This is a genomic window from Curvibacter cyanobacteriorum (genome assembly GCF_028649475.1).
Classification (GTDB): domain Bacteria; phylum Pseudomonadota; class Gammaproteobacteria; order Burkholderiales; family Burkholderiaceae_C; genus Curvibacter; species Curvibacter cyanobacteriorum.
The window spans coordinates 204,325-230,042 of sequence record NZ_JAQSIP010000006.1; the positions used below are offsets into that span (position 1 = coordinate 204,325).

A 25,718-nucleotide genomic window follows, 5' to 3' on the forward strand; every position below is an offset into this window, starting at 1 on the left:
CCCGGCCAGCGCCCGGCGCTCAGCCCTCGGTGGGGCCAGCGAGCTGAGGCTCGGGCAGCCCGGAGCCGCCAGCAGCCGCCTCCAAGCCAGGCGCTGCGGGTGCCTGTTCTTGTGCATCTTCTGCTGCGTCTGGCGTGTCCGGTCCATCCTGTGCCGCCTGCGCGGCATAGCGCCGCACCAGGCTCAGCAGTTCTTCTTCGGAGTACGGCTTGCCCAGGTAGTGGTTGACGCCCAGCTCCAGCGCGTGTTCGCGGTGCTTGGCGGCGATGCGCGAGGTGATCATGACAATCGGCAGGTCACGGAACGCAGCGTCGTGGCGGATGTTGCGGGTCAGGTCAAAGCCGTCCATGCGCGGCATCTCGATGTCCGACAGCACCACCACGGGACGCTCTTCCTGCAGGCGCTCCAGCGCTTGCAGGCCGTCCGACGCCAGGGCCACGCGGTAGCCTTCGCGCTGCAGCAGGCGCTGGGTGACGCGGCGCACCGTGATCGAGTCGTCGACCACCAGCACCAGCGGCACCTGGGCCAGCGTGGCCGCCACGCGCTCCAGGGGCACGGCCGGGGCCGCGGCCTGGCCGTCCGACGGCGCCAGTCCGAGGCCGGGGGTCTGGGCCGCCTGGGCCAGGCGCAGTGCTTCGGCGCAGCGCCGAATCTGGTCGCCGTACACCGTGGCCAAGGCCACCGGGTTGTAGATCATCACCACCGCGCCCGAGGCCAGCACCGACATGCCAGCCAAGCCCGGCAAGCGGGCCAGTTGCGGGCCCAGGTTCTTGACCACCACTTCCTGATTGCCCAGCACTTCGTCGACGTGCACCGCGATGCGCTGCGCCGCGCTGCGGAAGATCACCACCGGGCGCGTGCGCGCGGCGGGTTCGGCGGCCGAAGGCGGCATCTGCAAGAGCGCGCTGGCACCAAAGAACGGCACCCACTCGACGCCCAGGTCAAACTGGCCCGACTGGTAGGACGCGTCCAGCTCCGAGGCGCCCACGCGGCGCACGATCTCGACCAGGCTGGCCGGCACACCGACCGTGACCTGGCCACAGCGCAGCATGACCACCTGGGTCACCGCGGTGGTCAGCGGCAGCACCAGCTTGAACTGGCTGCCTTCACCGGCACGGGTGTGGGTTTCGATGCGGCCGCCCAAGGCGTTGACCTCGGTGCGCACCACGTCCATGCCAATGCCGCGGCCGGCCAGTTCGGTGACTTCGGTCACCGTGGTGAAGCCCGGGGTGAAGATCAGCTGGGCGGCGTCCTCGTCGGACATCGCCTGCCCCGGCGACAGCAGGCCTTGCGACTCGGCCCGGGCGCGGATGCGCGCCAGGTTCAGGCCCGCACCGTCGTCGGCGAACTCGACCGACACGTCGTTGCCGCTCTGCGACACCGCGATCGTGATGTGGCCTGCGGTTGGCTTGCCGGCGGCCGCGCGCTGCTCGGGCGACTCCACGCCGTGGGCCACCGCGTTGCGCAACAGGTGCTCAAAGGCCGGGGTCATGCGGTCGAGCACGCCCCGGTCCATCTCGATGCTGCCGCCGGTGATGTCGAGCTTGATCTGCTTGCCGGTTTCCTTGGCCGACTGGCGCGCGATGGCGTACAGCCGTTCGGACACCCCGTCGAACTCCACCATGCGGGTGCGCAGCAGGTCCCGCTGCAGCTCGCGCGCCTGGCGGGCCTGGGCGATCAGTTCGTCTTCGGTGCCTTCCACCGTGCGCTGCAGGTTGCGCTGCACGGTGGCCACGTCGTTGACCGACTCGGCCATCATGCGGGTGAGCTCCTGCACACGCGTGAAGCGGTCGAACTCCAGCGGGTCAAAGCCCGCGGCGCTGTCTTTGGCCAGGGCCAGGCGCGACTGCATCTGCGACTCGGCCTGCACCTCGATGTCGCGCAGTTGCTGGCGCAACCGGTCCAGGTTGCCCGTCAGCTCGGACAGGGAACCGCGCAACTGGCCCATGCGGGCCTCCAGGCGCGACCGAGAAATCATCACCTCGCCGGCCTGGTTGACCAGGCGGTCGAGCAGCTGCGACCGCACCCGCACCGACTGGCCCGACAGGGCCTTGGCGGGCAGCAACTGCACGGTCGGCGGGAAATGCAGCACCGGGGTCGCCGGCGCGGCCTCGGCCATGGCGTCGCGGCCATCGGCATCGGACGGGCTGTCCGACGGCGCCTCCTCGGGCACGCGGGCTGCCGCGTCGGCGGCCTGCTGGCTGAAGCCACGCAGGGCGTCAAAGCTGGCCTGCATGGCATCGAAGCGCGCCATCAGGCCGTCCAGCGCGGCGGCATCGGCACCGTCGTCGCCCAGGCCCTCGATCAGCGACTCCATGCGGTGGGCCATGTCGCCCAGCCGCAGGGCCCCCGCGAGGCGGGCGCTGCCCTTGAGCGTGTGCAACAGGCGCAGCACCTCGGGGCGTTCGCTGTCCCCGTGGCCGCCGCTTTGCCAGCGGCGCAGGCTGGCGCCCAGGCGGGGCAGCAACTCCAGGGCCTCTTCTTCAAAGATCGGGAACAGGTCGGGGTCGATCACGTCGACCGCGTCGATGTCGTCCTCCAACTCGGCCCGGGGCGCCGCCGCCGGGGCCGTGGCAAGGGCCGTGTCCGGGTTGGGCCGCTCGGGCGACAGGGCTTGCTGAAGCAGCGCGTCGGTTGCCGTGGCATCGGCTGCTTCGGCATCGGCTGCTACGGCCACGGCATCGGCATCGCGCTCCGAAACCGGCCCCTCATCGGCGAAGTCGGCCAGCGACGCGGCGGCGTCCAATGGTTCGGTGAGTGCTGCGTCTGTTTCGGCGTCAGCGTCAGCGTCGGCGTCCGTGCCCCTGTCCGTGTCGGAGCCCGCTTCGGCGTCGTCGAAGGCGGCCGTGAGCGCCTCACCCGCAGCCGGCGGGGCCACATCGGCCTCGGGCAGGTCCCACGGCGCCAGCGATGGCGGCTCGGCCAGCGAGGCGGGTTCAGCGTCGCCCGGGGTCAACGCGTCGCCGAGGTCGGAAGCCGCGTCGGCCAACCGCTCGGACGCCAGGTCCGAATCGGGCTCGGGCCATGCCTCCGGATCCACCGCATGCTCAGGCGCCAGCGCGGACAAGGCGTCGGGCGTGGTCAACGCCGGCGGCGCTTCTGCCAAGGCCTCGAAAGCGGGCTCATTGGAGGCTGGGGCTTCGAGGCGGTCCGACAGGTCCGCCAGGTCGAGCCCGTCGACCGACAGGTCTTCCGCGGACAAGGGCTGCGCCAGCGGCTCGTCGAGCAGATCGGGTTCGGGCGCCACCGTGGCATCGGACTCGGTGGCCAGGATGTCCAGCAGGGCCTGCACCACGTCGGGCTGCGGCTCCTTGAGGAAGCCGGCGGCAAATTGGTGCAACAGGCGCCGGATCTCATCGGCCGCGTCGACAAAGGCCTCGGCCTGTTGGGCCCGGCCCTGGCTTTGCAGCTGCACATGCTGCAGCGCGTGTTCCAGCGTGCGGGCCAACGAGGACAAGGACATGAAGCCCACCGTGGCCGAACTGCCGGCCAGCGAGTGCGCGTAGGTGATGGCGTTGTCGGGCACGGGCTCGTGCAGCTCCAGCGCCCATTCGCCGAGCGTGGTCTGCAGGCGGCGCGACCACTCGTCCGCCTCGTTGAGGTAGACGTTGTAGAGCGGGATGCTGAGCCGCAAGTCGCCAATCACCTTGATCGATTCGTTGGCGATGGCTTCGGCGAACACGGTGTCCGGGCCACTGCCGGGCTCGACTTCCGCGCCGTCGTCCAAGGCCTCGGCCTCGGCCGACTCCGGTGTCAGCTCGGGTGTCGGCTCGGCTGCTGGCGTCGCTGTGGCCGCTGGGGCAGCGACGGGCCCGGGCGCCAGGCCCGCGAACGGCGTGGGTTCCAGGCGCAGGTCAAAGTCGAAAGGGGGCTCGCCGTCGGCCGCAGACGCTGTGTCGGGCGCAGGCTCGGCGGCGGACGCCAGCGCCGCTTCAGCGTCGTATAGCGCTTCGGTCGCTGCGTCGGCATCTGACATGGGCGCTTGCGCCGCCTCGGGCTCGGCCTCAGGTTCGGGCTCGGCCAGCGGATCGGATGGCGCTTCGGGCGACGACAGCGTCAGGTCAGGCAGCTCGCCGGGCCAGGCGGCCGCCAGGGACGGCTCGAACTGACCAAAGTCCAGGTCCAGCCCATCGGGCAGCGGGGGCTCAATGGCGGCCTCCGAGGGGGGCGTGGCCGACGCGTCCGCAGCGGCCTCGGCGGCGTCAAAGGACGCTGCGCTCGGCTCGGGCTCCACCGGGTTCAGCGCTTGCTCGAGCGCCTGTTCAATCGGGTCGACGGCATCCGCCTCGGGGAGGCCCGCTTGCAACTCGGCCTCGAACTGGGCGAAATCAATGTCCTCGACGCGCAAGTCGGCGGGGTCGCCCCGGGCCTCGACGGCGTCGCCGGGCGCCTCATCGTCCAGGAAGGCCGTGGGTTCGAAGTCGGTTTGAAACTCATCGGCCAAGGGCGCAGGCGCGGCCACCTCGGGCAGGTCGAGGTGGAAGCCGTCGGGCAGCAGCGCGTCGCCGGCCTCCTCGGCCGAGGCCTCGGTCAAGGCGTCCAGCAGGGGGGCGGCCAGCGGCGCACTGGGGGCGGTTTGGCTGGGATCGGGCCCAAAGTCGAGGTTGAAGGCCGGCGCCTCAAAGTCGAGGTCAAGGCCGTCCGCGCTTGGCGTGGGTGCCGGAGCGCTGGCTGCGGCGCTGTCGGCGCCCTGCGGACCGGGGACCTCTTCGAGGTCGAAACCGGACAGGTCCAACGCGGGCAAATCCGCCAGCGGGTCGGCCACAGCGTCGGCTTGGGGCTCGGTCGCCGGGGCCAGGTCAGCCCACGGGGGTGCAGGCACATCGGTGGGCCCGGCGGTGGGCACATCGGTGGGCTCAGCGTCGGACAACAGCAGGCGGTCTTCCAGGCGCAGGGCGTCGGCCAGCTCGCGCAGGGGCTGGGCACGCCAGCCGTCGGCGCGGTGCGCGGCGATGTCGTCGGCCCACCGGGCCAGCTGCGACAGCGCGTGCGCGCCCACCTGCCGCAGCGCCGGGCTGGCGGGCTTTTGCTCGGCCAGCCAGGCGTTGAGGAGCTGCTCAAGGGCCCAGGCCGCCTCGCCAAACTCGGCCAGACCGACCATGCGCGAGCTGCCCTTCAGGGTGTGGAAGGCGCGGCGCAGCACGGTCTGCTCGGTCAGGTTGCCCGGGTCGTCGCCCAGGGCCTGCACGGCGGCGCGGCCGGTGGCCAGCACCTCACGGGCTTCTTCGAGGAAGACGTCGAGCAGATCGTCTTCTGCCAGGTCAGCGTCGGAGGCGGCGGATGCCGGCTCGGGCACGGCGGGCTGGGGCGCAGGCCAGGCGGGCGCCGTGCGCTCGTCCAGACCCGCCGAGGCCTCGAGGGCGGATTCGCGCGCCTCGACCGTGGGTTGGGCCGGGGCGGCTTCGAAGGCGGCCTGTGGCAAGGCGGCCTGGAAGTCGCTGGCCGGTGCCAGCGGCGCGGCGTCGGTGGACGCGAAGTCGTCGCTCGACGGGGCCTCGTTCGGGGCCCCGTACTGCTGGCGTTGCCGCCCACCGAGGAACTTGAGTTCGCCCGCGTCCTCGTCGTAGACGAACAGCTTGCGCGCCAGGCTGCGCTGGTAGCTCAGCATGTCGATCAAAAAGCCCAGAGCCCCCAGGCTGTTGCCCAGGCGCTCGAAGGTGCCGGCGCGCAGGGCGTCGTCGGTCACCTCGTCGACCATCAGGCGCTCCACGCTGTCGCGCATGCGCATGGTCGCGTGAGCGGCCTGGTCCAGGCCCAGCACCGAGAGCACGCCGCGCATCTGCGACAGCTTGGCCGGCACTTCGCTGAGCCCCTGGGCGTCGGTCGGTTGGCGGAAAAAGCCGTCAAGCGACTTCTCGACCTCGGTCAGGGTGGCGCGCAGTTCTTCGACCACGCTGCCCATGGTCTGGCGGTCGCTGACGCGGCGGTACAGCTCTTCCATCCACGGTTCCAGGGCGCCCACCTCCTGGCCACTCAGCACGCGCTGCAGCCGGCCCGCCAGGGCCTGGGCGCGCTCGGCCATCAGGGCCTCGTCGGTGTCGTGTTCTTGGTAGCAGGCCTGCAGGAACAGCACCGCGGTGGCCACTTCCATGGCCAGCGCGGGGCCGGGGACTTCGCCCTGCTCGGCCGTGACCTCGGCGGTGTGCTGCAGCGCGTCGCCCAAGGCCACGCTGGCCGGGTGCAGCTTGCGCAGCGACTCGGCCACCAGGTTGAACTGGTCCACGGCACTGCGCAGCTTGTTGCGGTCGCCGCCCGCCAAGGCCGACCAGGTGTCGGTGGCCGCGGCGATGCGCTTGCGGGCCTGCACCAGCACGGCCGGGTCGAAGCGGCCAAAGCGGCGGGCCTCGTAGTCGGCCGCCGGGTGGCTTTGCAGCTCAAAGGCCTCGCGCACCGGGCGCAGCAAAGGCGCCTCGTGCTCGGGGGTCAGGCGCGCCTGGGCGCAGTAGAACAGCAGGTCCTGGAACAGGCGGTCGGACACCGCCGCCTCGCCCTTGGACAGTGCGGTGTACTGCACCAGCACGCGCGAAATCACGCGTTTGACATAGACGTCCAGCGGCACCAGGTCGAGCGCAATGCCCTCGAAGAACCCGGCGGCCACCTTCCAGAACAAGCGGCTGCCCTGGCTGCCCGCGTCGGCCAGGCCGGCGGCCAGCTGGGCCATGGCGCGCGCGCCCGCGGGTCGGCCGGTCTTGACCAGGCGCAGCATGGCGTGGTCGAAACGCGATCGCACATCGGGGCTGTAGGCCAGCGGCTTGATGTCGGCCGGCAGGGCCGGGTCGGCCAGGCGGCGGTCGTGCGTCCACAGGTCGGCTGGGTGCACGCGCTCCGCGCCCAGCCACTGCTGCACGTCGCGGAACTGCGGGAACAGCGCCACGGGCGACACCTCGTGCCCGGCCAGCACGGCCTCCAGGTACTCGCTGACGGCAAAACTCGCGCGCTCGATGAGGCCGATCACCTCTTCATTGCATTGGGCCGGGCTTTGAATCAACTTCTGGGCCACGCCTTCCATGGCGCGCAGCATCAGCGCGACGGGCGGCTGCCCCACCATCTCGAGTGCGCCCGTGGCCTGGTGCAACTGCTGACGGGCCAGGCGCAGGGCGCTGACGTCGGCGGCCCCCAGCTCGCTGCCGGCGCTTTGCTCGGCCTCGCGCACAAAACGCCGCAGCGCCTTGACCGAACTTTCGAGGGATTTGCGCAGCTCGTCGAGCACCCAGGCCAAAGGGCCCAGGTCTTGGTCCGCAGCATCGGGGCCGACGGGGGCCGCAGCTTCAGTGGGTCGCATGGAGTCGTCCGGTGGGGCGGGGGGTCGGCAAGGCGGTCGTCAATCAGGCAATCTTGAAACGGGCCACGGACTGGCGCAGTTCCTCAGCCATGTGGGACAGCTCGCGCACCTGCTGGGCCGTGCTGCGCGTGCCTTCGCCGGTCTGTTCGGTCACCGCGAAAATGTGCTGGATGTTGTCGGCCACCTCGTTGGCCAGCGTCGCTTCGTGCGAAGCCGACGAGGAAATCTGCTCAATCAGCTCGGCCAGTCGGCGCGACACGCTGTCGATTTCGGTCAGTGCGGTACCGGCGCTGTCGGACAGGCGCGCCCCTTCCACCACCCCTTGCGTGGAGCGCTCCATGGCGGCCACGGCGTCCTGGGTGTCGGTCTGAATCGCTTTCACCAGCGCCGAGATCTGGCGCGTGGCGTCGGCGGAGCGTTCAGCCAGTCGCTGCACTTCTTCGGCCACCACCGAGAAGCCGCGGCCGGCTTCACCGGCCGAGGCGGCCTGGATGGCGGCGTTCAGCGCCAGCACGTTGGTCTGCTCGGTGATGTCCGAGATCAGCTCGGTGATTTCACCAATCTCCTGCGAGGACTCACCCAGGCGCTTGATGCGCTTGGAGGTGTCCTGGATCTGGTCGCGGATGGCGTTCATGCCGCCGATGGCGTTTTGCACAGCTTGCAGGCCCGAGTCGGCGGCTTGCAGCGACTGGCGCGCCACCGCGGCGGATTCTTGCGCCTGCGCCGACACGCCGTTGATTCGGCTCGCCATGTCGAGCACCGAGCGGCCGGTTTCGCGGATCTCGCGCAGCTGTTCGGTCGAGGCCGCGAGCAGCTCGGTCGAGGTGTTGTCCACCTGGGCCGTGGTCTGAGCCACCCGGGTAGCCGTGTTCTGCACGTTGCCCACCAGCATGCGGAGTTCTTCCACCGTGTAGTTGACCGAGTCGGCGATGGCGCCGGTGATGTCTTCGGTCACCGTGGCTTCTTGTGTCAGATCGCCTTCGGCCACCGTCTGCAGTTCGTTCATGAGCCGCAAAATGGCCGCTTGGTTGGCGTCGTTGACGCGCTTGGCTTCCTGCTCCTGGCGCTGGGCTTCGAGCTGCTGCAATTCGGCCGAGGTCTGGCGGTTGCGGCTGTCCAGCAGCTGCACCCGCGCCAAACCGAAGGCGCAGATCAACACGAACAGCGAGGCCACCACCAGGGACAGGATGGAGGTCAGGCTCAGACCGGTTTGCGAGGACAGGCGGCCTTGCAGCGATTCGAGTTCGCGGCGCAGCGGTTCACTGTCGCCCAGGATGGCGGCCTGCGCTTCGCGCGCCGACACCAGGCCCTGCAGGTTGCCCAGGATGGCACCGGCCTGGGTGCGGGTCTGCTCATAGACCTTGATCAGGGCTTCGAGTTGTTCGCGGGTCTGCGCGTCCTTGGACGAACTCAGGCGCAGCTCGGGGCTGCCATTGAGCAGGCCCTGGGCGATTTCGCGGAAAGAGTTCAAGTCCTTGCCCAGCAGGAACACGGCCTCGGGGCTGACGCCTTCGGTGGTCTGGAACTCGTTGGCCGACTTGCCGATGCGCTGGGTCAGCATCACCAGCTGACCGGCCGCCGAGATCTCGGACGCCGGGGCGTTCTGCTGCAGCTTGAGTGAGGAGATGGTCTCGGCGATTTCCAGCAGGTCGGCGGACTGGCGGTTGATGGTGCGCAGCGCGTCGCCCACCTGGGTCAGGATTTTCTGCTGCCCCATGACCAGGGAGGCGTGGCGCTCGGCGCGCTCGATCAGCGGCATGATCTTGTCGAGGTCGGGCTTGAAGCTGTCGTTCAGGGCCTCAAGGCGCATCGAGGGGTCGCCCGCGCCCAGCGCACGCACCGACTTCACCAGCACGTCCGCGCTTTCGACCACGTCCGGGAAGGCCTGCGGGCTGCCCACCAGCGCCTGCGACACCGACTTGGCCAGGCGCTGCGACTGCATCAGCGACTGCCCGGTGGCGGCCAGCTGCTGGGCCACTTTTTCGGCCTGGCTGAGCGCGTAACCGGCAATCGCGGCCAGCACCAGCAGGGCCACGCCCAGCAAGATGAACAAAATGCGCTGGTGGCGCGCCACCGATCGGCGGCCCAGCAGCGGCAGGTCGATCAGGCCCTCGGTGGCGTCCTTGATGTCGGACTCGGCCAGGCGGGTTTCAGCGAAACCGCCCGAGCGGTTGTCCAACTCGGTGCTCGGCGCCAGGCTCTCAGGCAGCGACATCGCGGCCTCCAGGTGGGTGTCGTGGCGCGCGCCATAGGCCTGGTCAGTCAGGGCCTCGTCCTGGCGCGTATCAGGCACCCCGATGGACACCGAGGAGTCGGTCTCCGACGAGCTCTTCTTGGCAAACAGCTTTCCTAATTTGTCGACTAATGACATGGCAAGACCTTGGCTGAAAAACTCAGGCACTGATACTGAGGAACTGCGCAGATTGCGACAGCAGCTGGAGCTTGATCTCCTGCCAGCGGTCGCCTTGGGCATCGGTGTAGACCCCGCCCAGGAAGGCGGGCGCGCCCGCTTCAGGGGGAGTGGAGGAAACAAAGACGTCGGGGCTGCGCAGGCCGGCCAGGCGGTCGACCACCAGCGCGGCGTTGACGTCGAGGGCGCTGTTGAGCGCCAACAGGCTGCAATTGCTCTGGGCCTGCTCGGTGCGCGGCACCGGTCGCGGCGCCCCGGACCAGGCCTCGGCCAGGAACGCGGACAGGTCCACGATGCCCGACAGGTTGCCGCGCAGGTTGGCCACACCCCAGAACCACGACTGGGTGTAAGGCACCGACTGCACCGGCGACCACGGGAAGATTTCGCCCGACTGGGCCAAGGGCATCAGGTAGCGGCCCGCACCGGCCTCGACGGCCAGCCAGGCAATCGATGGCCCGTCGGACTGAGCCGCCTGCAAACGCACCGCAAGGCGGCTCTGGAGTTCACGGAGGGCTTCACGGTTGGCCATTGCGAATGGGTTCTGCGCTCAGCTCAGCGCGTTGATCTTGGCTTTGAGTTCGAGGGGATCGACCGGCTTGGTGATGTAACCACGGGCGCCTTGGCGCAAACCCCAGACCCGGTCAGTCTCTTGGTTCTTGCTGGTGCACATGATGATGGGCACGTCGGCGTACTTGGGGTCGCGGCTGATCGAACGGGTCAGCTGAAAGCCGTTTTGCCCCGGCATCACGACGTCCATGAGGATCAGGTCGGGCTTGTCCTCGGCGAGGCGCTTGAAGGCCTCGTCCGCGTTCTCAGCCGTGCGCACCTGCATGCCATTCTTTTGCAGCAGATCGGACAAAAACAACAACTCTGTTTTTGAATCGTCCACGATCAGCACCTTGTGAATGGGCATCAACTCGCTCCTTGGCTCTGCATGCCAAATTGCCGCACCGCCTGCAGCAACTGGTCTTTGGTAAATGGTTTGGTGAGGTAGTCCTGACAACCCACCATGCGACCACGCGCCTTGTCGAACACACCGTCCTTGGAGGACAGCATGACCACGGGCGTGGCCGAAAAACGCTCATGGCGCTTGATGATGGCACACGTTTGGTACCCATCGAGCTTGGGCATCAGGATGTCGCAAAAGATCAGTTGGGGCTCGTAGTCGCTGACCTTGGCGAGGGCGTCAAAGCCATCGTCGGCGAGCAGGACGTCATAGCCCCCCTGCTTGAGAAAAATCTCGGCACTGCGCCGGATGGTGTTGCTGTCGTCCACCACCAGGACTTTGAGTCCTGAACCTTCACCGGGCATCAATGGGTTCCTCCTGTCGCCAGATCGACGCCAGATAGGGAGTCAGTTGGTCAGATCTGGACCATTTCAAAATCTTCTTTGCGGGCGCCGCACTCAGGGCAAGTCCAGTTCATCGGCACCTGTTCCCAAGGCGTGCCGGGGGCGATGCCCTCTTCCGGCGAGCCAGCGGATTCATCGTAAATCCAACCGCAAATAAGACACATCCAAGTTTTGTTATCAGTCACAGCTTAAAGGGCCTTCAATTAGAATGCAACGATTGTATCGAGTCCTGCGGCAGGTTCTGCCACCCTGCAAAGGCTGCCTTTTTCTGGACTTCATGACCAAGCCAAACACCCCCGACAGCCCCCTCCAGACCGCCGAAGAAGAGAGCACTCCGGCCTGCGTCATGGTGTTCAACGGCAGCGACCCCAGTGGTGCCGGGGGCTTGGCGGCCGACATCAGCACCATCGCATCGGTCGGCGGACACGCCCTGCCCGTGGTCACCGGGGCCTACATCCGCGACACCGCCGAGATCTTTGACCACGCCGCCTTTGACGACGAGGTGGTCACCGAGCAGGCCCGCACCACGCTGGAAGACGTGCCAGTGCAGGTCATCAAGGTCGGCTTTGTGGGCGACCCCGAAAACATCAGCGCCATCGCCAGCATCAGCGCCGACTACCCGGACATCCCGGTGGTGGCCTACATGCCCAACCTGTCGTGGTGGGAAGAAGACCGCATCGACAGCTATCTGGACGCTTTCGCCGAACTGCTGCTGCCCCAGACCTCGGTGTTGGTGGGCAACCACAGCACGCTGTGGCGCTGGCTGCTGCCCGACTGGAGCCATGAGCGCTCGCCCACGGCGCGCGACATCGCCACCGCGGCCTCCGAAAAAGGCGTGCCCTACACCCTGGTGACCGGCATCCCGCTGCCCGACCAGCACGTGGACAACGTGCTGGCCAGCCCGCAGACCACGCTGGGCCATGTGCAGTTTGAACTGTTTGACGCCGTGTTCGCCGGCGCCGGTGACACCCTGTCCGCCGCGCTGGCGGCCCTGCTGGCCACCGGCATGGACCTGGGCGAGGCCACCAGCGAGGCGCTGAGCTACCTCGACCGCTGCCTCGATTCGGGCTTCCGGCCGGGCATGGGCCATGTGGTGCCCGACCGCCTGTTCTGGGCCCAGCCCGAAGACGACGACGCCGAAGAAGACGATGACGACCCCACCGAGCCCGGCGACCCGCTGGCCGGTTTTGTGATTCCACCCCATGACACCAAGCACTGATCTGAACCTGCCCCTGTTCGAACGCGCCAAGCGCGTCATCCCCGGCGGCGTGAATTCGCCGGTTCGCGCCTTCCGCGCCGTGGGCGGCACGCCCCGTTTCGTGAAGCGCGCCGAGGGCGCCTACTTCTGGGACGCCAACGGCCAGCGCTTCATTGACTACATCGGCTCCTGGGGCCCGATGATCCTGGGCCACGGCCACCCGGCCGTGCTCGAAGCGGTGCAAAAAGCCGCCTTGGACGGTTTCTCGTTCGGTGCCCCGACCGAGCGCGAGGTCGAACTGGCCGAGGAGATCCTCAGCCTGATGCCCTCGATGGAGATGGTGCGCCTGGTCAGCTCGGGCACTGAAGCCGGCATGAGCGCGATCCGCCTGGCGCGTGGCGCCACCGGCCGCAGCAAGCTGATCAAGTTTGAAGGCTGCTACCACGGTCACGCCGACGCGCTGCTGGTCAAGGCCGGCTCGGGCCTGGCCACCTTTGGCACCTCGACCAGCGCTGGCGTGCCCCCCGAAGTGGTGCAACACACCCTGGTGCTGGAGTTCAACAACATCGCCCAGCTCGAAGAAGCCTTCGCGCTGCATGGCCGCGAGCTGGCCTGCCTGATGATCGAGCCGATCGCGGGCAACATGAACTTCGTGCGCGCCTCGGTGCCCTTCATGAAGCGCTGCCGCGAGCTGTGCACCGAGTACGGGGCGCTGCTGATCCTCGACGAGGTGATGACGGGCTTCCGCGTTGCGCTGGGCAGCGCCCAAAGCGTCTACGCCCAGGCCATCCCGGGCTTCAAGCCCGACATCACCGTGCTCGGCAAGGTGATTGGCGGCGGCATGCCGTTGGCGGCCTTTGGCGCGCCGCGCGCCATCATGGAACACCTGGCCCCGCTGGGGGGTGTCTACCAGGCCGGCACCCTGTCGGGCAACCCGGTGGCCACCGCCTGCGGCCTGACCACCCTGCGCGAGATCCGCAAACCGGGCTTTTTTGAAGCCCTGTCGGCCCGCACCCAAAGCCTGGTCGACGGCCTGCGCGCTGCGGCCGCGGCCGAAGGCGTGGCCTTCAGCGCCGACTGCCAAGGCGGCATGTTTGGCTTCTTCCTACTGCCCGAGCTGCCGCAGAACTACGCCAAGGTCATGACCAGCGACAGCCCGCGCTTCAACCGCCTGTTCCACGGCCTGCTGGACCGCGGCGTCTACATCGCCCCGGCGCTGTACGAAGCCGGTTTTGTCAGCGGTGCCCACACCGAGGCCGACATCGCGGAAACCGTGGCTGCGGCCCGCGCCGTGTTCAAGGAGCTGGCGGCCGGCTGAGGGCCCACCCCACGCCTCGGCCGCAGCACCGGCCCCCCCATGAAAAAGCGGCCCGAGGGCCGCTTTTTTGCATGCATGGATGGGCAGCAGGCCCCAGGGCCTGCCGCCTCGGGCCTCAGTGGCGGAAGTGGCGCACGCCGCTGAACACCATGGCCACGCCGCGCTCGTTGGCCGCGTCGATCACTTCCTGGTCGCGCATCGAGCCGCCCGGCTGGATCACGCAGGTGGCGCCCGCGTCGACCACCACGTCCAGGCCGTCACGGAACGGGAAGAACGCGTCGCTGGCCACCGCCGTGCCTTGCAGGCTCAGCTGGGCATGGCCGGCCTTGATGCTGGCGATGCGGGCCGAATCGAGGCGGCTCATCTGGCCGGCGCCCACGCCCATGGTCATGCCGCCTTTGCAGAAGACGATGGCGTTGCTCTTGACGTACTTGGCCACCTTCCAGGCGAACAGCAGGTCTTGCAGTTCTTCGGCGGTGGGCTGCTTGGTGGTCACGACCTTGAGGTCGGCCAGTTGCAGTTCGTGGTTGTCGGCGGTCTGCATCAGCAGGCCCGAGCCAATGCGCTTGACGTCGACCAGGTTCTGGCCCTTGTCCCAAGCGGTTTGGCCGCCGGTGGGCAGCGCGATCTTGAGCAGGCGCACATTGACCTTGCTCTTGAAGACTTCGAGCGCTTCGACGCTGAAGTCAGGCGCCATCAGCACTTCCACAAACTGCTTGCTGACTTGCTGAGCCGCCACGCCATCGAGCGGGCGGTTGAAGGCGATGATGCCGCCAAACGCCGAGGTCGGGTCGGTCTGGAACGCCTTGCTGTAGGCCTCGAGCGGGTTGGCACCCACCGCCACGCCGCAGGGGTTGGCGTGCTTGACGATCACGCAGGCCGGGGCGTCGAAGCTCTTGACGCATTCCCAGGCGGCGTCGGCGTCAGCGATGTTGTTGTAGCTGAGCTCCTTGCCTTGCACCTGGGTGGCGGTGACCAGCGAGCCCGGGGCCGGGTACAGGTCGCGGTAGAAGGCGGCTTGCTGGTGCGGGTTTTCGCCGTAACGCAGGTCTTGCAGCTTGACGAAGCGGCCATTGCTCTGGGCCGGGAACAGCTGCATCGACGGCGTGTTGTTGCCTTCTTCGAAGTTCAGCGCCGACAGGTAGTCACTGATGGCACCGTCGTACTGGCTGATGCGGTTGAACGCGGCCACCGACAGGGCAAAGCGGGTCTTGTCGCTGAGCTTGCCAGCGCTCTTGAGTTCGGCCAGCACGCCGGCGTACTGGGACGCGTCGGTCAGCACGCCCACGTCCTTCCAGTTCTTGGCGGCACTGCGCACCATGGCCGGGCCACCGATGTCGATGTTCTCGATCGCGTCTTCGAGCGTGCAACCGGGCTTGGCCACCGTGGCCTCAAACGGGTACAGGTTGACCACCAGCAGGTCGATGGTGTCGATGCCGTGGGCGGCCAGGGCAGCCATGTGCTCGGGCACGTCGCGGCGGGCCAGCAGGCCACCGTGCACCTTGGGGTGCAGGGTCTTGACGCGGCCGTCCAGCATTTCAGGGAAGGCGGTGACTTCGGCCACTTCGGTGACCGGCAGGCCTTGTTCGGCCAGCAGCTTGGCGGTGCCACCGGTGGAGATCAGCTTGATGCCGAGGGCGTGCAGTTCCCGGGCCAATTCGACGATGCCGGTCTTGTCGGAAACAGAAAGGAGTGCGTTCATGCGAGGTCTTCTGGTTGGAATGTGGAAAGGGGGTGGCCGCTGCGCCGAGACGCCGCCGCCGGCAGCTCAAAAAATCACTTCAGCAGCTGGTGTTCGACCAGCTTCTTGCGCAGGGTGTTGCGGTTCAGGCCCAGCCATTCGGCGGCGCGCGACTGGTTGTGCTCGGCCTGGGCCATGACCACTTCAAGCAGCGGCTTTTCGACCAGGCGGATCAGCATCTCGTGCATGCCGTGGGGTTCTTCGCCGTGCAGGTCGCGGAAGTACTCCAGCAGGTTGTCACGGACACAGTCTTCGATGTTCTTATTGCTCATGCAGCGATTTCCATTGTTTCTTCGTCGACGCCGGGCGCGGTCTCGCCAGCCCACTCGGGCAGGCGCTCCATGCGGTCTCCCAGGGCGTCAAAATAGCCCGCCACCGCGGCCCACTGCTGGGCGCTGTCTTCAATGCCGTTGATCTGCTGGCGCAGGGCCTCGCCGTCGGGCAGGCCCTTCACGTACCAGCCGATGTGCTTGCGCGCCGAGCGCACGCCGGTGAATTCGCCGTACAGGCTGTAGTGCTCCTGCAGGTGCTCGAGCAGCCAGTGCCGCACCTCGGCCACGCGCGGCGCGGCCAGCAGCTGGCCGGTGGCCAGGAAGTGCGCGATCTCCCGGAAGATCCAGGGGCGGCCTTGGGCGGCGCGGCCAATCATGATGGCGTCGGCCCCGGTGCGCCGCAGCACCTCCAGGGCTTTGTGCGGGCTGTCGATGTCGCCGTTGGCGACCACCGGCACCCGCACCGCGGCCTTGACGGCGGCGATGGTCTCGTACTCGGCCTGGCCTTTGTAGCCCTGCTCGCGGGTGCGCCCGTGCACGGTCAGCATCTGGATGCCGACCGATTCGAAGCCCCGCGCCAGCACCACGGCGTTCTTGTGTGCCTGGCACCAGCCGGTGCGCATCTTGAGGGTCACCGGCACCCGATAAGGGGCACAAGCCTGGACCACAGCCTCGGCAATCGACAGCGCCAGCGACTCGTCCTGCATCAGCGCCGAACCAGCCCACTTGTTGCACACCTTCTTGGCCGGGCACCCCATGTTGATGTCAATCACCTGTGCGCCGCGCTCGATGTTGTAGACGGCGGCATCGGCCATCATCTGCGCTTCGGTGCCGGCAATCTGCACCGCGATCGGCTCTTTCTCACCCTCGTGGTTGGCGCGCCGGGAGGTCTTGAGGGAATTCCACAGTTCGCGCCGCGAGGTCACCATCTCACTGACCGCATAGCCGGCGCCCAGCGACTTGCACAACTGGCGGAAAGGCCGGTCCGTGACCCCCGCCATGGGGGCCACAAAGAGCGAATTTTCAAGCGACAGGTGACCAATCTGCATGGATCAGGCAGGTAAAGCGGGTGGCGGGGGGAGTGGTGGTGCATGCCCGGGGCATGCTGAAAAATGAGGCATGATTGTAGCTGCTCAAAATTTCAGCAATTGAAATGGGCGTTTTGACCCTGCGCCCGCGCCCCGTCGCAGCCCCCCCCTGCCCTGCCTATACTGAGCCCCCATGCAAGCCTGGATCGACGCCCTGCTCAACTTGCTGGCCCTGCCCGAGCTGGGCCTGAGCACCCTGTTCGTGGTGTCGTTTGTGTCGGCCACCCTGCTGCCGCTGGGCTCGGAGCCCGCGCTGTTCGGCCTGCTCAAGCTCAACCCGGACCTGTTTTGGCCCGCCATCGCGGTGGCCACCGCGGGCAACACGCTGGGTGGCGCGGTCGACTGGTGGATGGGCTATGGCGCCCACAAGGCCGTGGACCATTACCACCGGTCGCCCCACCACCTGCGGGTGCTGGGCTGGTTGCAGCGGCTGGGGCCCAAGGCCTGCCTGCTGAGCTGGCTGCCCGTGGTGGGCGACCCGCTGTGCGCCGTGGCGGGCTGGCTGCGCCTGTCGTTCTGGCCCTGCCTGGGCTACATGCTGATTGGCAAGTTCCTGCGTTACCTGTGCATGACAGTGGCGCTGCTGTACGTGTTCCCCAACTGAGGCGCTGAGCCGGGGCTTCTGCGCTACAGTCGGCGCTCCGCAACCCCAAGGGAGGGCACCGGTCCATGGTGCGTTTTTTTCTGATTTTTCTGCTGTTGCTGGTGGTCTTGTTCGTCGGTGAACTGACCCCGCCGGCGCAGCAATGGGTGGTGCTGCCGTGGACGTCCTTCCTGGCCAGCGCCAGTGCTTTTCTGGTGCAGTTGTTTGACGCCAACGTGGTGTCCTACGGCAAGATTTTGCAGAACGCCAAGACCGGCATCGGCGTCTCGATCGAGGCCGGTTGCAATGGCGTCGAGGCCTGCCTGATCTTGCTGGCCGCCCTGCTGGCCTACCCGGCGCGCTGGTCGGCCAAACTGGTGGGGTTGGCACTGGGCTTTGTGGCCATCCAGGCGCTCAACCTGCTGCGCATCATTTCACTGTTCTACCTGGCGGGCTGGAACACCCAGGCCTTCGAGTTTGCCCACCTCTACCTGTGGCAGGCCCTGATCATGCTCGACGTGCTGGTGGTCTGGCTAGTCTGGATGCGCTGGGTGGCACGGCAGGACTTTCGCCGCCAGCACCTGAAGGACACCCCCTCGGGAGCCCGTGCATGAAACCCGGCTTCAGCGTCATCAGCGGCTTTTTTGTCCGTGCCCTGCTCTGGCTGGTGCCCTGCCTGGCCCTGTGGTACGCGGGCCGCCACTATGTGGTGCTGGCGCCGGCCTGGCTGGCCGAGTTCACCATGCACACCCTGTTCCCGTTCTGGGTGCATGGGTCGGAACTGCAAGGCACCCAGCAGGTGCTGCTGACCGGCCTCGGTGTGCCCATGCCCGGCGGCCGGGTGGCCGACGTGACCCCCGAGGCCAATGTGCTGACCTACGCCTACGGCGCGCCGCTGCTGGCGGCGCTGTTCCTGGCGGTCCGCTCCCAGGGCAGTTGGTGGAAGATCCCGCTGGGCTGGTTGATGCTGCTGCCGTTTCAAGCCTGGGGGGTGTGCTTCACCTGGCTGCTGCAGGTGGGCGTGCACATGGCCGAAGCCACGCGCAGCCAAACCCGCTTTGACGCCTTCGATGCCAACCTGATCGGCGCGGGCTACCAGATCGGCTTCCTGCTGCTGCCCACGCTGGCACCGATCCTGATCTGGTTGGCGCTGGACCGCCGCCTGATCCAGCAAGTGCTGATCGAAGGCGCCTTGAGCGCTGGCGACTGACCCAGGCACGCGTCACGACCGGGGTGGGCAGGGACGTACGAACGAACGAACGAGCTAACGCCCTTGGGCGCGTTGAGCCTCAGCGCCCCAGGCGCTGCCAGAGCTTGAGCGCCATGAACTCCCACCAGCCCCGCTGGCGCCGGTACTGGCCCTGCGACTCGGCATAGGCGGCCAGCATCTGGGGCCGCGTGCAGGCGCTGATCAGGCTGGGCCCGCCCACCCGCCGCGCCACCACTGGCTCGGCCATGGCCACGTAACCGGCCTGGCGCACGGCGCGCATGTAGAAATCAATGTCTTCGTAGACCGGCATGGTGGTGCTGAAGCCACCCGTGGCCAGGAACGCATCGCGCCGGATCACACAGGTGCTGCACACCAGCAAGGCCGGCCCGAACAACAAGCGGGCCACCACGCGCAGCGCGGACGGCCCCTGTGCAAGCCAGGCCACGGCCTGCTCAAAGTAGGCCCGCTCTTCTTCGACCCGCTGCGCGTCGTCGCCAAACGGCTGGGGCGCACTGATCAGCACCCCAGCAGCCGATGCGCTGAGCTGCGCACAAGCCCGCGCCAGCGCCTCGGGCAAGGCGCGGTCGTCGTCGTCCAGGAAGTACAGCAGCGGCGCACGCGCCAACTGGGCACCGCGGTTGCGCAACACCGCCGGGTGGCCGCCGGTGGGCGGCTGGTGCAGCAAGTACGTCACCCGGGGATCGCCCAGACCCTCGATCACCGAGCGCGCACTGCCCTCGGGGCTGTCGTCCAGCACCCAGACCTCCACCTGCAGGCCGGGCACCGCAAGCGCACTGTGCACCGCGTCCAGCAGCATGGCTTCGCGGCGGAAGGTGGGGATGATGATGCTGAGGTCGGGTGAGGGGTTCATCGCGGGACTGAAAACAAAAAAGGGGCGGCACCGATGGCCGGTGCGCGCCCCTCATTCTGGGTCATGCTCAGGGGTCCGCCAGGGGCCACCCGGTGGGGACTCAGACGTTGAACAAGAAGTTCAGCACGTCGCCATCCTTGACCACGTATTCCTTGCCTTCGGCGCGCATCTTGCCCGCGTCCTTGGCGCCTTGCTCGCCCTTGTAGGCAATGAAGTCGTCAAAAGCGATGGTCTGGGCGCGGATGAAGCCGCGCTCGAAGTCGCCGTGGATGACGCCAGCGGCTTGCGGGGCGGTGTCGCCGACGCGGATGGTCCAGGCGCGCACTTCCTTGACCCCGGCGGTGAAGTAAGTTTGCAGGCCGAGCAGCTTGAAGCCGGCGCGGATCAGGCGGTTCAGGCCCGGCTCGTCCTGGCCCAGCTCGGCCAGGAACAGGGCGCGGTCTTCGTCGCTCATGTCGGCCATGTCGGCTTCCATCTTGGCGCAGATGGCCACCACGGGCGCGTTCTGGCTGTTGGCGTAGGCGATCAGGCGGTCCAGCAGGGGGTTGTTTTCAAAGCCGTCTTCGCTGACGTTGCCGACAAACATGGCGGGCTTGGCAGTGATCAGGCACAGGGGCTTGAGGACGACCAGGTCTTCCTTGCTCAGGTCCATGGTGCGCACCGGCTTGCCTTCGTTCAAGGTGGCTTGCACGCGGGTCAGCACCTGCACCAGCTTGGCGGCTTCTTTGTCGTTGCCCGACTTGGCGGCCTTGATGGAGCGTTGCAGGGTCTTCTCGACGGTGCCCAGGTCGGCCAGGCAGAGTTCGGTCTGGATGACTTCGATGTCCGAGATGGGGTCGACACGGCCGGCCACGTGGATCACGTTGTCGTCTTCAAAGCAGCGCACCACGTTGACGATGGCGTCGGTTTCGCGGATGTGGGCCAGGAACTGGTTGCCCAGGCCTTCGCCCTGGCTGGCGCCTGCCACCAGGCCCGCGATGTCCACAAACTCCACAATGGCGGGCACGATGCGCTCGGGGCTGATGATCTCGGCCAGCTGGTTCAGGCGCGGGTCCGGCACTTCAACGGTGCCCACATTGGGCTCGATGGTGCAGAAGGGGTAGTTCTCGGCCGCGATGCCAGCCTTGGTCAGCGCGTTGAAAAGGGTGGACTTGCCGACGTTGGGCAGGCCCACAATGCCGCATTTGAGGCTCATGGAAATTCCTTGGTTTAAGTGGGTCCCCAGGGGCACCGCCGGGTCCTGCACGGACCTGCTGAAGGTGCCCGACCTGCGCGGGGCTGGCCGGTCGGCCGCCCCACGGTGGGCTGCAAAGCACCACAGGGGCCAACTTCAAGCCGGTTGAGGCGGGGGGAAACTGGCCGCAATTGTACTGATCGGCGCCGGGCCCCGGCCGTGTGGTGCGGACGCCACCCCGACGCCCGCCCACGCCTGAATCACCCAACACTGACACAAGCTGTGCACATTGGCCCTCAGTGCGCATAAGTCTTGCTTAAGATAACCGGGTTCGCACTAATGCGCCTTCCGGCGAACACGTTTCACCAAGGACATGACATGAGCTCCAAAGCATTGACGGCCAGTCAAACTGAAGTATTTTTGCCCTACATGCGCGATGTGGGGCGCTGTGAACGCTCGCTGCAGGAGCTCAACCTGATGTGGCGCATCATCGAGGCGTCGGCCAAGATGAACTGCCCGCAGGAGGCGCGCGCCATCCTGCCCACCATGGCCGCCACGCGCAGCAGTTTTTCGCTGCTGGAAAAAGAACTGGTGCAAAGCCTGGTGCACCAAAAAGTCAGCCACGTGCTGACCGAAATCGGGACCACGGCCCAGTATGTGATCGACATTGTGGTGCGCAACCTGTTCGAGCGCACCGCCGACGTCGGCTTTTTGGCCACCGACCGCGAGCTGTGCAGCTTCGTCGCGGGCCTGCACGAGGAACGGGGCCTGATCCACCACCGCCTGTGCGAGTACCGCAACAAGTACACGGTGTATGACGAGATCATCCTGCTCGACACCCAAGGCCATGTGCTGGCCCAGATCGACCCCACCACGCCGCTGGAGCACAGCGCCGACCCCCTGCTGCGCCAAACCCTGGACAGCGACCAGTACGTCGAGACCTTCCGCGCCAGCGACCTGCGCCCCAACAAGCGCAAGGCGCTGATTTACTCGCGCCGCATGCACCACCCGGACACGGGCGCGGTGGTCGGCGTGCTGTGCCTGTGCTTCCACTTCGAAGAAGAAATGGCGGGCATCTTCCAGTCGCATGGCGACCCGGCCCAGCGCACCAACCTGTTGCTGCTTGACGATGCGCACCAGGTGATTGCCAGCGCCGACCCGAACTGGATTCCGGTCGGGGTCAAGGTGCCGGTCAACCTCGACCAATCGCCGCACCTGTTCATGTATGCCGGGCGCGAGTACCTGGTGCGCACCTTCAGCTCGGCGGGTTACCAGGGCTACCCGGGCCCCAAGGGCTGGCTGGGCCAGGCCATGATCCCGCTCGACGTGGCCTTCAGCAGCCAGAGCCGCGACCTGGTGAGCGGGCTGGACCCGCTGCTGCTGGATGGGCTGCTGTCGCACGCCGACCGCTTTTGCCCGCCGCTGCACGACATCGTCGTGGCGGCGCGCCACATCCAACGCATCGTCTGGAACGGCCAGGTGATGACCGCGGGCCAGCAGGGCGACATGCAAAAGCTCAAGACTGTGCTGGAACAGATCAGCGAGACCGGTAACCGCAGCAACGAGCTGTTCGAGCACTCCATCCATGACCTCTACCAGACGGTGCTGGGCTCCTCGCTGCTGGATGCCGAGTTCACCGCCCACCTGCTGGTGGACCTGCTGGACCGCAACCTCTACGAGCGCTCGGACGACTGCCGCTGGTGGGCGCTGAGCCCCGAACTGCGCCAGGCGCTGGCCGACCAACCGCCCGACGCGGCCCAGCGCATGCAGACCGTGCTGGACACCATCCATGCGCTCTACACGGTCTACACCAGCCTGTTTGTGTACGACCACCAGGGCCGCATCCTGGCCGCCACCAGCGAGGCGGGCCAGGCCTTTGTCGGCCAGTTCCTCGGCGAAAGCGACCTGGCCGCGGTGCGCCGCCTGGCCTCGCCCCAGCACTACCACGTCAGCCCCTTCGAGAACACGCCCTGGTACGGCGGCGAGCCCAGCTACGTCTACCACGCCGCCATCCGCCACCCCGAGCACGAAGACCAGATCGTGGGGGGCATCGGCATCGTGTTCGACTCCGGTCCCGAGCTGCACAACATGCTGCTCAGCGGCCTGGGCGGGCGCGAACACATGCAGGCGCTGTTTGTGAACCGGCAGGGCCGGGTACTGTCCAGCACCAGCCCCGACCACCCGGCGGGCTCGACCCTGAGCCTGCCGGCCACCCAAACCAGCCTGGCCAATGGCCAAAGCCACGCCCGCATCTGCACCCACCAGGGCGAATACGCGATCGAGGCCTGCTCGGTGTCCAACGGTTACCGCGAGTTCAAGACCGTGGACGGCTACCGCGATGACGTGATCGCGGTCGTCTACCGGCACTTTGGCGAGGTTCGCCAGGGGCGCGGTGCCCTGCGCAGCCAGGACTGCTACATCGAGCACGACAGCAGCAGCCAGGGCGGCCTGGAGTTCGCCACCTTCTTCTGCGACGGCAACCTCATGGCCCTGCCCGCCGAATGCGTGCAGGAGGCGGTGTCCTTCCGCGAGGTGCGCACCACCTCGATGGGCTTGCACGCGGGCCAGGTCGGCATCCTGGGGCTGCGCGACAGCCAAAGCCCGCAGGGCAAAGCCAGCTTCATCTGGGTGTTTGACCTGGGCCAGTTGCTGCACGGCCGGCGCTCCGAGATCAGCAGCAACAGCCAGGTGATGATCCTGCGCCACGGCACCCAGGCCCTGGGCCTGCTGGTGGACGAGCTGCACGCCGTGACGCCATTCGAAGCCAGCGCACTCGAGCCCAGCCCGCTCGCATTGCAGAGCCAGTCGATGCTGACGCGCCAGGTGATCAAGGCCAACGAGGGACGCCTGTTGATTCAGGCCGTCGACGCGGACCGCCTGTTCAGCTGGCTGATGGATGGCATCGACCCGAACGGCGCGGAACCAACCGACGCCCCCGCGGGCGACCTGGCGGACGACCCAGCCGTGTCCGTGGTGGCCTGAGTCAGGGCCCCGGCCGGGCCAGGCCCGGCCCGCCCCAGGCCAAGGGGGCTCAGTCGAAGCGGTAACGCCCCCACACCGGCTGCCCCACCCGGACCCGGCGCTCGGCGCCTTCGGTGACGATGGCGTTCATGCCGAAGGTGATGGCGCCCCCCACGCGCTCGTCGCGGCGAAAGCCCATCAGCGTGTCGCCGACCTCGGGGCTGCTTTCCGCGCTCAGCGGGTCGATGTTGGGGATCGGGCAGCGCGCGCAGGGCTTGACCGGGCGCAGCACCAGTGGGCCGTCGTCGGTGCCGATGTGGATGTCTTCCAGCCGGTCTTCATCAAACGCCTCGACCCCACCCAGCACCACATTGGCACGAAAGCGCTCCACGCCCACCGGCGCATGGCCCGCGGCCACCAGGCGCTGGTTGAGGTCGGCCACCGAGGCCTCGCTGCTGACCAGCACCGGGTAACCGTCGCTGAACTGGTTGGGCGCCTCCAGCCCGCCGGTCCAGCGCAGGCTGGACAGGCGCTTTTGCTCGGGGTCAAAGCGCACCAGGCGCAGCGGGCGCCCCAGAAAATCGGTGAACCACTGGGCCGCCACCGCGCCCATGTCGTAGGCCTTGACCTGGTCGTCCCAGACCCGCACGCTGACCGGCGCCTCGACCTCGTCGATCGCCACATGCAGGGCCAGCATGCCCGGGGCGCGCAAGATCATTTCGTAGGTTTTGAGCTGGGGCCGGATCAGCGCCATGCGGGGCAGTTCGCGCTGGCTGACAAATACACCATCGGCGTCGACCACCATCCAGGCGCGGTCCAACTCGAGCCCGGTGTCCAGCACCCAGGCCTCTTGCACCTCGACCGCCGCACACGACTTCACCGGGTGCACAAACAAACGGGCGACCACGCCCTGCACATCGCCCTCAGCGGGCGTCCAATCAGCCATGCTCCCCTTCCCGGGCGCCCCGGCCCTCTGACAAGTGGCCCCGACCCCATGCCCCTTGAAGGCGATGAAGTGTTGGCGCAGGTTAAAACGCCATTGTGCCTGGCTCCTACAATCCCAACCCATGACGCAAGCCTTTGATGTGTGTATCCGTGGTGCCGGCGTGGTCGGCCAGACGCTGGCCCTGCTGTTGGCCCGCGAACGCCTGCGCGTGGCCCTGGTGGCCCCGCCCCGCCCCGCCGACGCCGCGCCGCCGGCCGCCGATGTGCGCGCCTATGCGCTGAACAGCGCCTCGCAAAAGCTGCTGGCCTCGCTGCGCTGCTGGCCCGAGTCCGACGCCGCGACCCCGGTGACCGACATGCGGGTCTATGGCGACCAGGGGGGCAGCGTCCACTTTTCGGCCCAGGCCCAGCAGACCGAGGCCCTGACCTGGATCGTCGACGTGCCCGCGCTGGAGGCCCGGCTGGCCGACGCGGTGGGGTTTCAGCCCCAGATCGAACGCGTGGACAGCCCCCAGAACGCGGCGCTGACCGTGGTCTGCGAGGGCCGCGCCAGCCGCACCCGCGAGGAGTTTGGCGTCAACTACCAGACCACGCCCTACCCGCACACCGCGATTGCGGCCCGCCTGGAGCTGCCCGCGCCGCACCAGCAATGCGCCCAGCAGTGGTTCCTGCCGGGCCAAGTGATGGCTTTTTTGCCGATTTCGGGCCCGCAGGGGAACTCTGTGGCGCTGGTGTGGTCAGTGCCTCATCACGAAGTGCCCGAACTGATGTCCCTGTCCCCAGCTGACTTTGCCAACCGCGTCGCCGCGGGTGCCGGCCTGCCTGCCGATTCGCTGCGCCTGAGCAGCGAACGCGCGAGCTGGCCGCTGCAGCAAAGCCGCGCCGACCACTGGACCGGCACGGTGCCGACGCCAGAAGGTCAGGCCGCCCCCCAGACGACACGCCGCTGGGCCCTGGCCGGTGATGCCGCGCACGCCGTGCACCCACTGGCAGGCCAAGGCCTGAACCTGGGGCTGGGCGATGTGGCCGCGCTGGCCCGCATCCTGCGCGAGCGCGACTACTGGCGCAGCGTGTCCGACCCCAAGCTGCTGCGCCGCTACGAGCGCGAGCGCAAGGCCGGCATCTGGGCCTTGGGCCTGGCCAGCGACGGTCTGCAGTGGCTGTTTGACCACCCGCTGACCCCGCTGCCCACCGCACGCAACTGGGGCATGAACCAGTTCGACCGCAGCGGCCCCCTCAAAAACTGGGTCACCCGCCTCGCGATGGGCCTGAACTGAGCCGGTCCACCGGCCCACCCAACGCGCCTCTCCCCCAC

19 protein-coding genes are annotated in these 25,718 nt (G+C 67.8%); 7 read left to right on the plus strand and 12 right to left on the minus strand.

Annotation, left to right across the window (positions count from 1 at the left end; genetic code table 11):
• Positions 1-19: 19 nt before the first annotated feature.
• From PSQ40_RS14285 to PSQ40_RS14310, 6 genes are read right to left on the minus strand one after another with little or no spacing between them, the layout of a single operon-like run.
• A complete protein-coding gene (locus PSQ40_RS14285) occupies positions 20-7,282 on the minus strand; it encodes a hybrid sensor histidine kinase/response regulator (RefSeq protein WP_273952250.1) in 7,263 nt (2,420 codons plus the stop codon).
• A 43-nt stretch (positions 7,283-7,325) separates the two neighbouring features.
• Positions 7,326-9,653, minus strand: coding sequence for a methyl-accepting chemotaxis protein (locus PSQ40_RS14290; protein ID WP_273952251.1), 2,328 nt, complete (start codon positions 9,651-9,653; stop codon positions 7,326-7,328).
• Positions 9,654-9,675: 22 nt separating this feature from the next.
• Positions 9,676-10,221 carry a chemotaxis protein CheW gene (locus tag PSQ40_RS14295; RefSeq protein ID WP_273952252.1) on the minus strand — a complete coding sequence of 182 codons (546 nt, stop codon included), beginning with the start codon at positions 10,219-10,221 and terminating at the stop codon, positions 9,676-9,678.
• Positions 10,222-10,239: 18 nt separating this feature from the next.
• A complete protein-coding gene (locus PSQ40_RS14300; RefSeq protein WP_273952254.1) occupies positions 10,240-10,605 on the minus strand; it encodes a response regulator in 366 nt (121 codons plus the stop codon).
• Entirely contained in the window at positions 10,605-11,003 is a 399-nt protein-coding gene (locus PSQ40_RS14305) for a response regulator (protein WP_273952256.1), read from the minus strand. Before PSQ40_RS14305 ends, PSQ40_RS14300 begins: the two co-directional genes overlap by 1 nt.
• A gap of 50 nt (positions 11,004-11,053) precedes the next feature.
• Positions 11,054-11,227, minus strand: a complete 174-nt coding sequence (locus PSQ40_RS14310) for a rubredoxin (RefSeq protein ID WP_273952257.1) — start codon at positions 11,225-11,227, stop codon at positions 11,054-11,056.
• A gap of 92 nt (positions 11,228-11,319) precedes the next feature.
• Between PSQ40_RS14310 and thiD the strand changes: the two genes are divergently transcribed.
• Positions 11,320-12,261 carry a bifunctional hydroxymethylpyrimidine kinase/phosphomethylpyrimidine kinase gene (gene thiD / locus PSQ40_RS14315; RefSeq protein ID WP_273952258.1) on the plus strand — a complete coding sequence of 314 codons (942 nt, stop codon included), beginning with the start codon at positions 11,320-11,322 and terminating at the stop codon, positions 12,259-12,261.
• Positions 12,245-13,558 (plus strand): glutamate-1-semialdehyde 2,1-aminomutase, encoded by a 1,314-nt coding sequence (hemL, locus tag PSQ40_RS14320; RefSeq protein WP_273952259.1) that lies wholly within the window; start codon positions 12,245-12,247, stop codon positions 13,556-13,558. The genes thiD and hemL overlap by 17 nt, the downstream gene beginning before the upstream one ends.
• A 115-nt stretch (positions 13,559-13,673) precedes the next feature.
• Here the strand turns inward: hemL and purH are convergent, their stop codons facing one another.
• The 3 genes from purH to dusB form a co-directional block, all read right to left on the minus strand.
• Positions 13,674-15,260, minus strand: a complete 1,587-nt coding sequence (gene purH, locus PSQ40_RS14325; RefSeq protein WP_273952261.1) for a bifunctional phosphoribosylaminoimidazolecarboxamide formyltransferase/IMP cyclohydrolase — start codon at positions 15,258-15,260, stop codon at positions 13,674-13,676.
• 74 nt (positions 15,261-15,334) lie between these two features.
• Positions 15,335-15,571 (minus strand): Fis family transcriptional regulator, encoded by a 237-nt coding sequence (locus tag PSQ40_RS14330; RefSeq protein ID WP_273952262.1) that lies wholly within the window; start codon positions 15,569-15,571, stop codon positions 15,335-15,337.
• A complete protein-coding gene (dusB, locus tag PSQ40_RS14335; protein ID WP_273952263.1) occupies positions 15,568-16,620 on the minus strand; it encodes a tRNA dihydrouridine synthase DusB in 1,053 nt (350 codons plus the stop codon). Before dusB ends, PSQ40_RS14330 begins: the two co-directional genes overlap by 4 nt.
• 172 nt (positions 16,621-16,792) lie before the next feature.
• Here dusB and PSQ40_RS14340 point away from each other — a divergent pair, with 172 nt between their 5' ends.
• The 3 genes from PSQ40_RS14340 (at position 16,793) to PSQ40_RS14350 (ending at position 18,452) form a co-directional block, all read left to right on the plus strand.
• The gene (locus PSQ40_RS14340; RefSeq protein WP_273952265.1) at positions 16,793-17,263 is read left to right on the plus strand and encodes a YqaA family protein; all 471 of its coding nucleotides are present in this window, start codon (positions 16,793-16,795) and stop codon (positions 17,261-17,263) included.
• Positions 17,264-17,328: 65 nt separating this feature from the next.
• On the plus strand, positions 17,329-17,856 hold the full coding sequence (gene xrtH / locus PSQ40_RS14345) for an exosortase H (protein ID WP_273952266.1): 528 nt from the start codon (positions 17,329-17,331) through the stop codon (positions 17,854-17,856).
• A complete protein-coding gene (locus tag PSQ40_RS14350) occupies positions 17,853-18,452 on the plus strand; it encodes an exosortase H-associated membrane protein (RefSeq protein ID WP_273952267.1) in 600 nt (199 codons plus the stop codon). Before xrtH ends, PSQ40_RS14350 begins: the two co-directional genes overlap by 4 nt.
• Positions 18,453-18,531: 79 nt before the next feature.
• Here the strand turns inward: PSQ40_RS14350 and PSQ40_RS14355 are convergent, their stop codons facing one another.
• Together PSQ40_RS14355 and ychF are read right to left on the minus strand one after the other, a co-directional pair.
• Positions 18,532-19,323, minus strand: coding sequence for a glycosyltransferase family 2 protein (locus tag PSQ40_RS14355; RefSeq protein ID WP_273952269.1), 792 nt, complete (start codon positions 19,321-19,323; stop codon positions 18,532-18,534).
• Positions 19,324-19,423: 100 nt separating this feature from the next.
• Complete coding sequence (gene ychF, locus PSQ40_RS14360; RefSeq protein WP_273952272.1) at positions 19,424-20,518, minus strand: redox-regulated ATPase YchF; 1,095 nt, start codon at positions 20,516-20,518, stop codon at positions 19,424-19,426.
• A 357-nt stretch (positions 20,519-20,875) separates the two neighbouring features.
• Here ychF and PSQ40_RS14365 point away from each other — a divergent pair, with 357 nt between their 5' ends.
• The gene (locus PSQ40_RS14365) at positions 20,876-23,479 is read left to right on the plus strand and encodes a chemotaxis protein CheW (RefSeq protein WP_273952273.1); all 2,604 of its coding nucleotides are present in this window, start codon (positions 20,876-20,878) and stop codon (positions 23,477-23,479) included.
• 49 nt (positions 23,480-23,528) lie between these two features.
• On the opposite strand, the gene PSQ40_RS14370 is transcribed toward PSQ40_RS14365, so the two are convergent.
• On the minus strand, positions 23,529-24,404 hold the full coding sequence (locus tag PSQ40_RS14370) for an MOSC domain-containing protein (RefSeq protein ID WP_273952275.1): 876 nt from the start codon (positions 24,402-24,404) through the stop codon (positions 23,529-23,531).
• A gap of 121 nt (positions 24,405-24,525) precedes the next feature.
• Here PSQ40_RS14370 and PSQ40_RS14375 point away from each other — a divergent pair, with 121 nt between their 5' ends.
• Complete coding sequence (locus tag PSQ40_RS14375) at positions 24,526-25,680, plus strand: FAD-dependent monooxygenase (RefSeq protein ID WP_273952276.1); 1,155 nt, start codon at positions 24,526-24,528, stop codon at positions 25,678-25,680.
• The last annotated feature ends 38 nt before the right edge of the window (positions 25,681-25,718 follow it).

Coding starts and splice junctions, on each gene's coding strand:
- PSQ40_RS14340 (WP_273952265.1), top strand. CDS start 16,793: ATGCAAGCCTGGATCGACGCCCTGCTCAACTTGCTGGCCCTGCCCGAG.
- ychF (WP_273952272.1), bottom strand. CDS start 20,518: ATGAGCCTCAAATGCGGCATTGTGGGCCTGCCCAACGTCGGCAAGTCC.
- PSQ40_RS14305 (WP_273952256.1), bottom strand. CDS start 11,003: ATGCCCGGTGAAGGTTCAGGACTCAAAGTCCTGGTGGTGGACGACAGC.
- PSQ40_RS14300 (WP_273952254.1), bottom strand. CDS start 10,605: ATGCCCATTCACAAGGTGCTGATCGTGGACGATTCAAAAACAGAGTTG.
- dusB (WP_273952263.1), bottom strand. CDS start 16,620: ATGCAGATTGGTCACCTGTCGCTTGAAAATTCGCTCTTTGTGGCCCCC.
- PSQ40_RS14375 (WP_273952276.1), top strand. CDS start 24,526: ATGACGCAAGCCTTTGATGTGTGTATCCGTGGTGCCGGCGTGGTCGGC.
- PSQ40_RS14295 (WP_273952252.1), bottom strand. CDS start 10,221: ATGGCCAACCGTGAAGCCCTCCGTGAACTCCAGAGCCGCCTTGCGGTG.
- hemL (WP_273952259.1), top strand. CDS start 12,245: ATGACACCAAGCACTGATCTGAACCTGCCCCTGTTCGAACGCGCCAAG.
- thiD (WP_273952258.1), top strand. CDS start 11,320: ATGACCAAGCCAAACACCCCCGACAGCCCCCTCCAGACCGCCGAAGAA.
- PSQ40_RS14365 (WP_273952273.1), top strand. CDS start 20,876: ATGAGCTCCAAAGCATTGACGGCCAGTCAAACTGAAGTATTTTTGCCC.
- xrtH (WP_273952266.1), top strand. CDS start 17,329: ATGGTGCGTTTTTTTCTGATTTTTCTGCTGTTGCTGGTGGTCTTGTTC.
- PSQ40_RS14355 (WP_273952269.1), bottom strand. CDS start 19,323: ATGAACCCCTCACCCGACCTCAGCATCATCATCCCCACCTTCCGCCGC.
- PSQ40_RS14370 (WP_273952275.1), bottom strand. CDS start 24,404: ATGGCTGATTGGACGCCCGCTGAGGGCGATGTGCAGGGCGTGGTCGCC.
- PSQ40_RS14330 (WP_273952262.1), bottom strand. CDS start 15,571: ATGAGCAATAAGAACATCGAAGACTGTGTCCGTGACAACCTGCTGGAG.
- purH (WP_273952261.1), bottom strand. CDS start 15,260: ATGAACGCACTCCTTTCTGTTTCCGACAAGACCGGCATCGTCGAATTG.
- PSQ40_RS14350 (WP_273952267.1), top strand. CDS start 17,853: ATGAAACCCGGCTTCAGCGTCATCAGCGGCTTTTTTGTCCGTGCCCTG.
- PSQ40_RS14290 (WP_273952251.1), bottom strand. CDS start 9,653: ATGTCATTAGTCGACAAATTAGGAAAGCTGTTTGCCAAGAAGAGCTCG.
- PSQ40_RS14285 (WP_273952250.1), bottom strand. CDS start 7,282: ATGCGACCCACTGAAGCTGCGGCCCCCGTCGGCCCCGATGCTGCGGAC.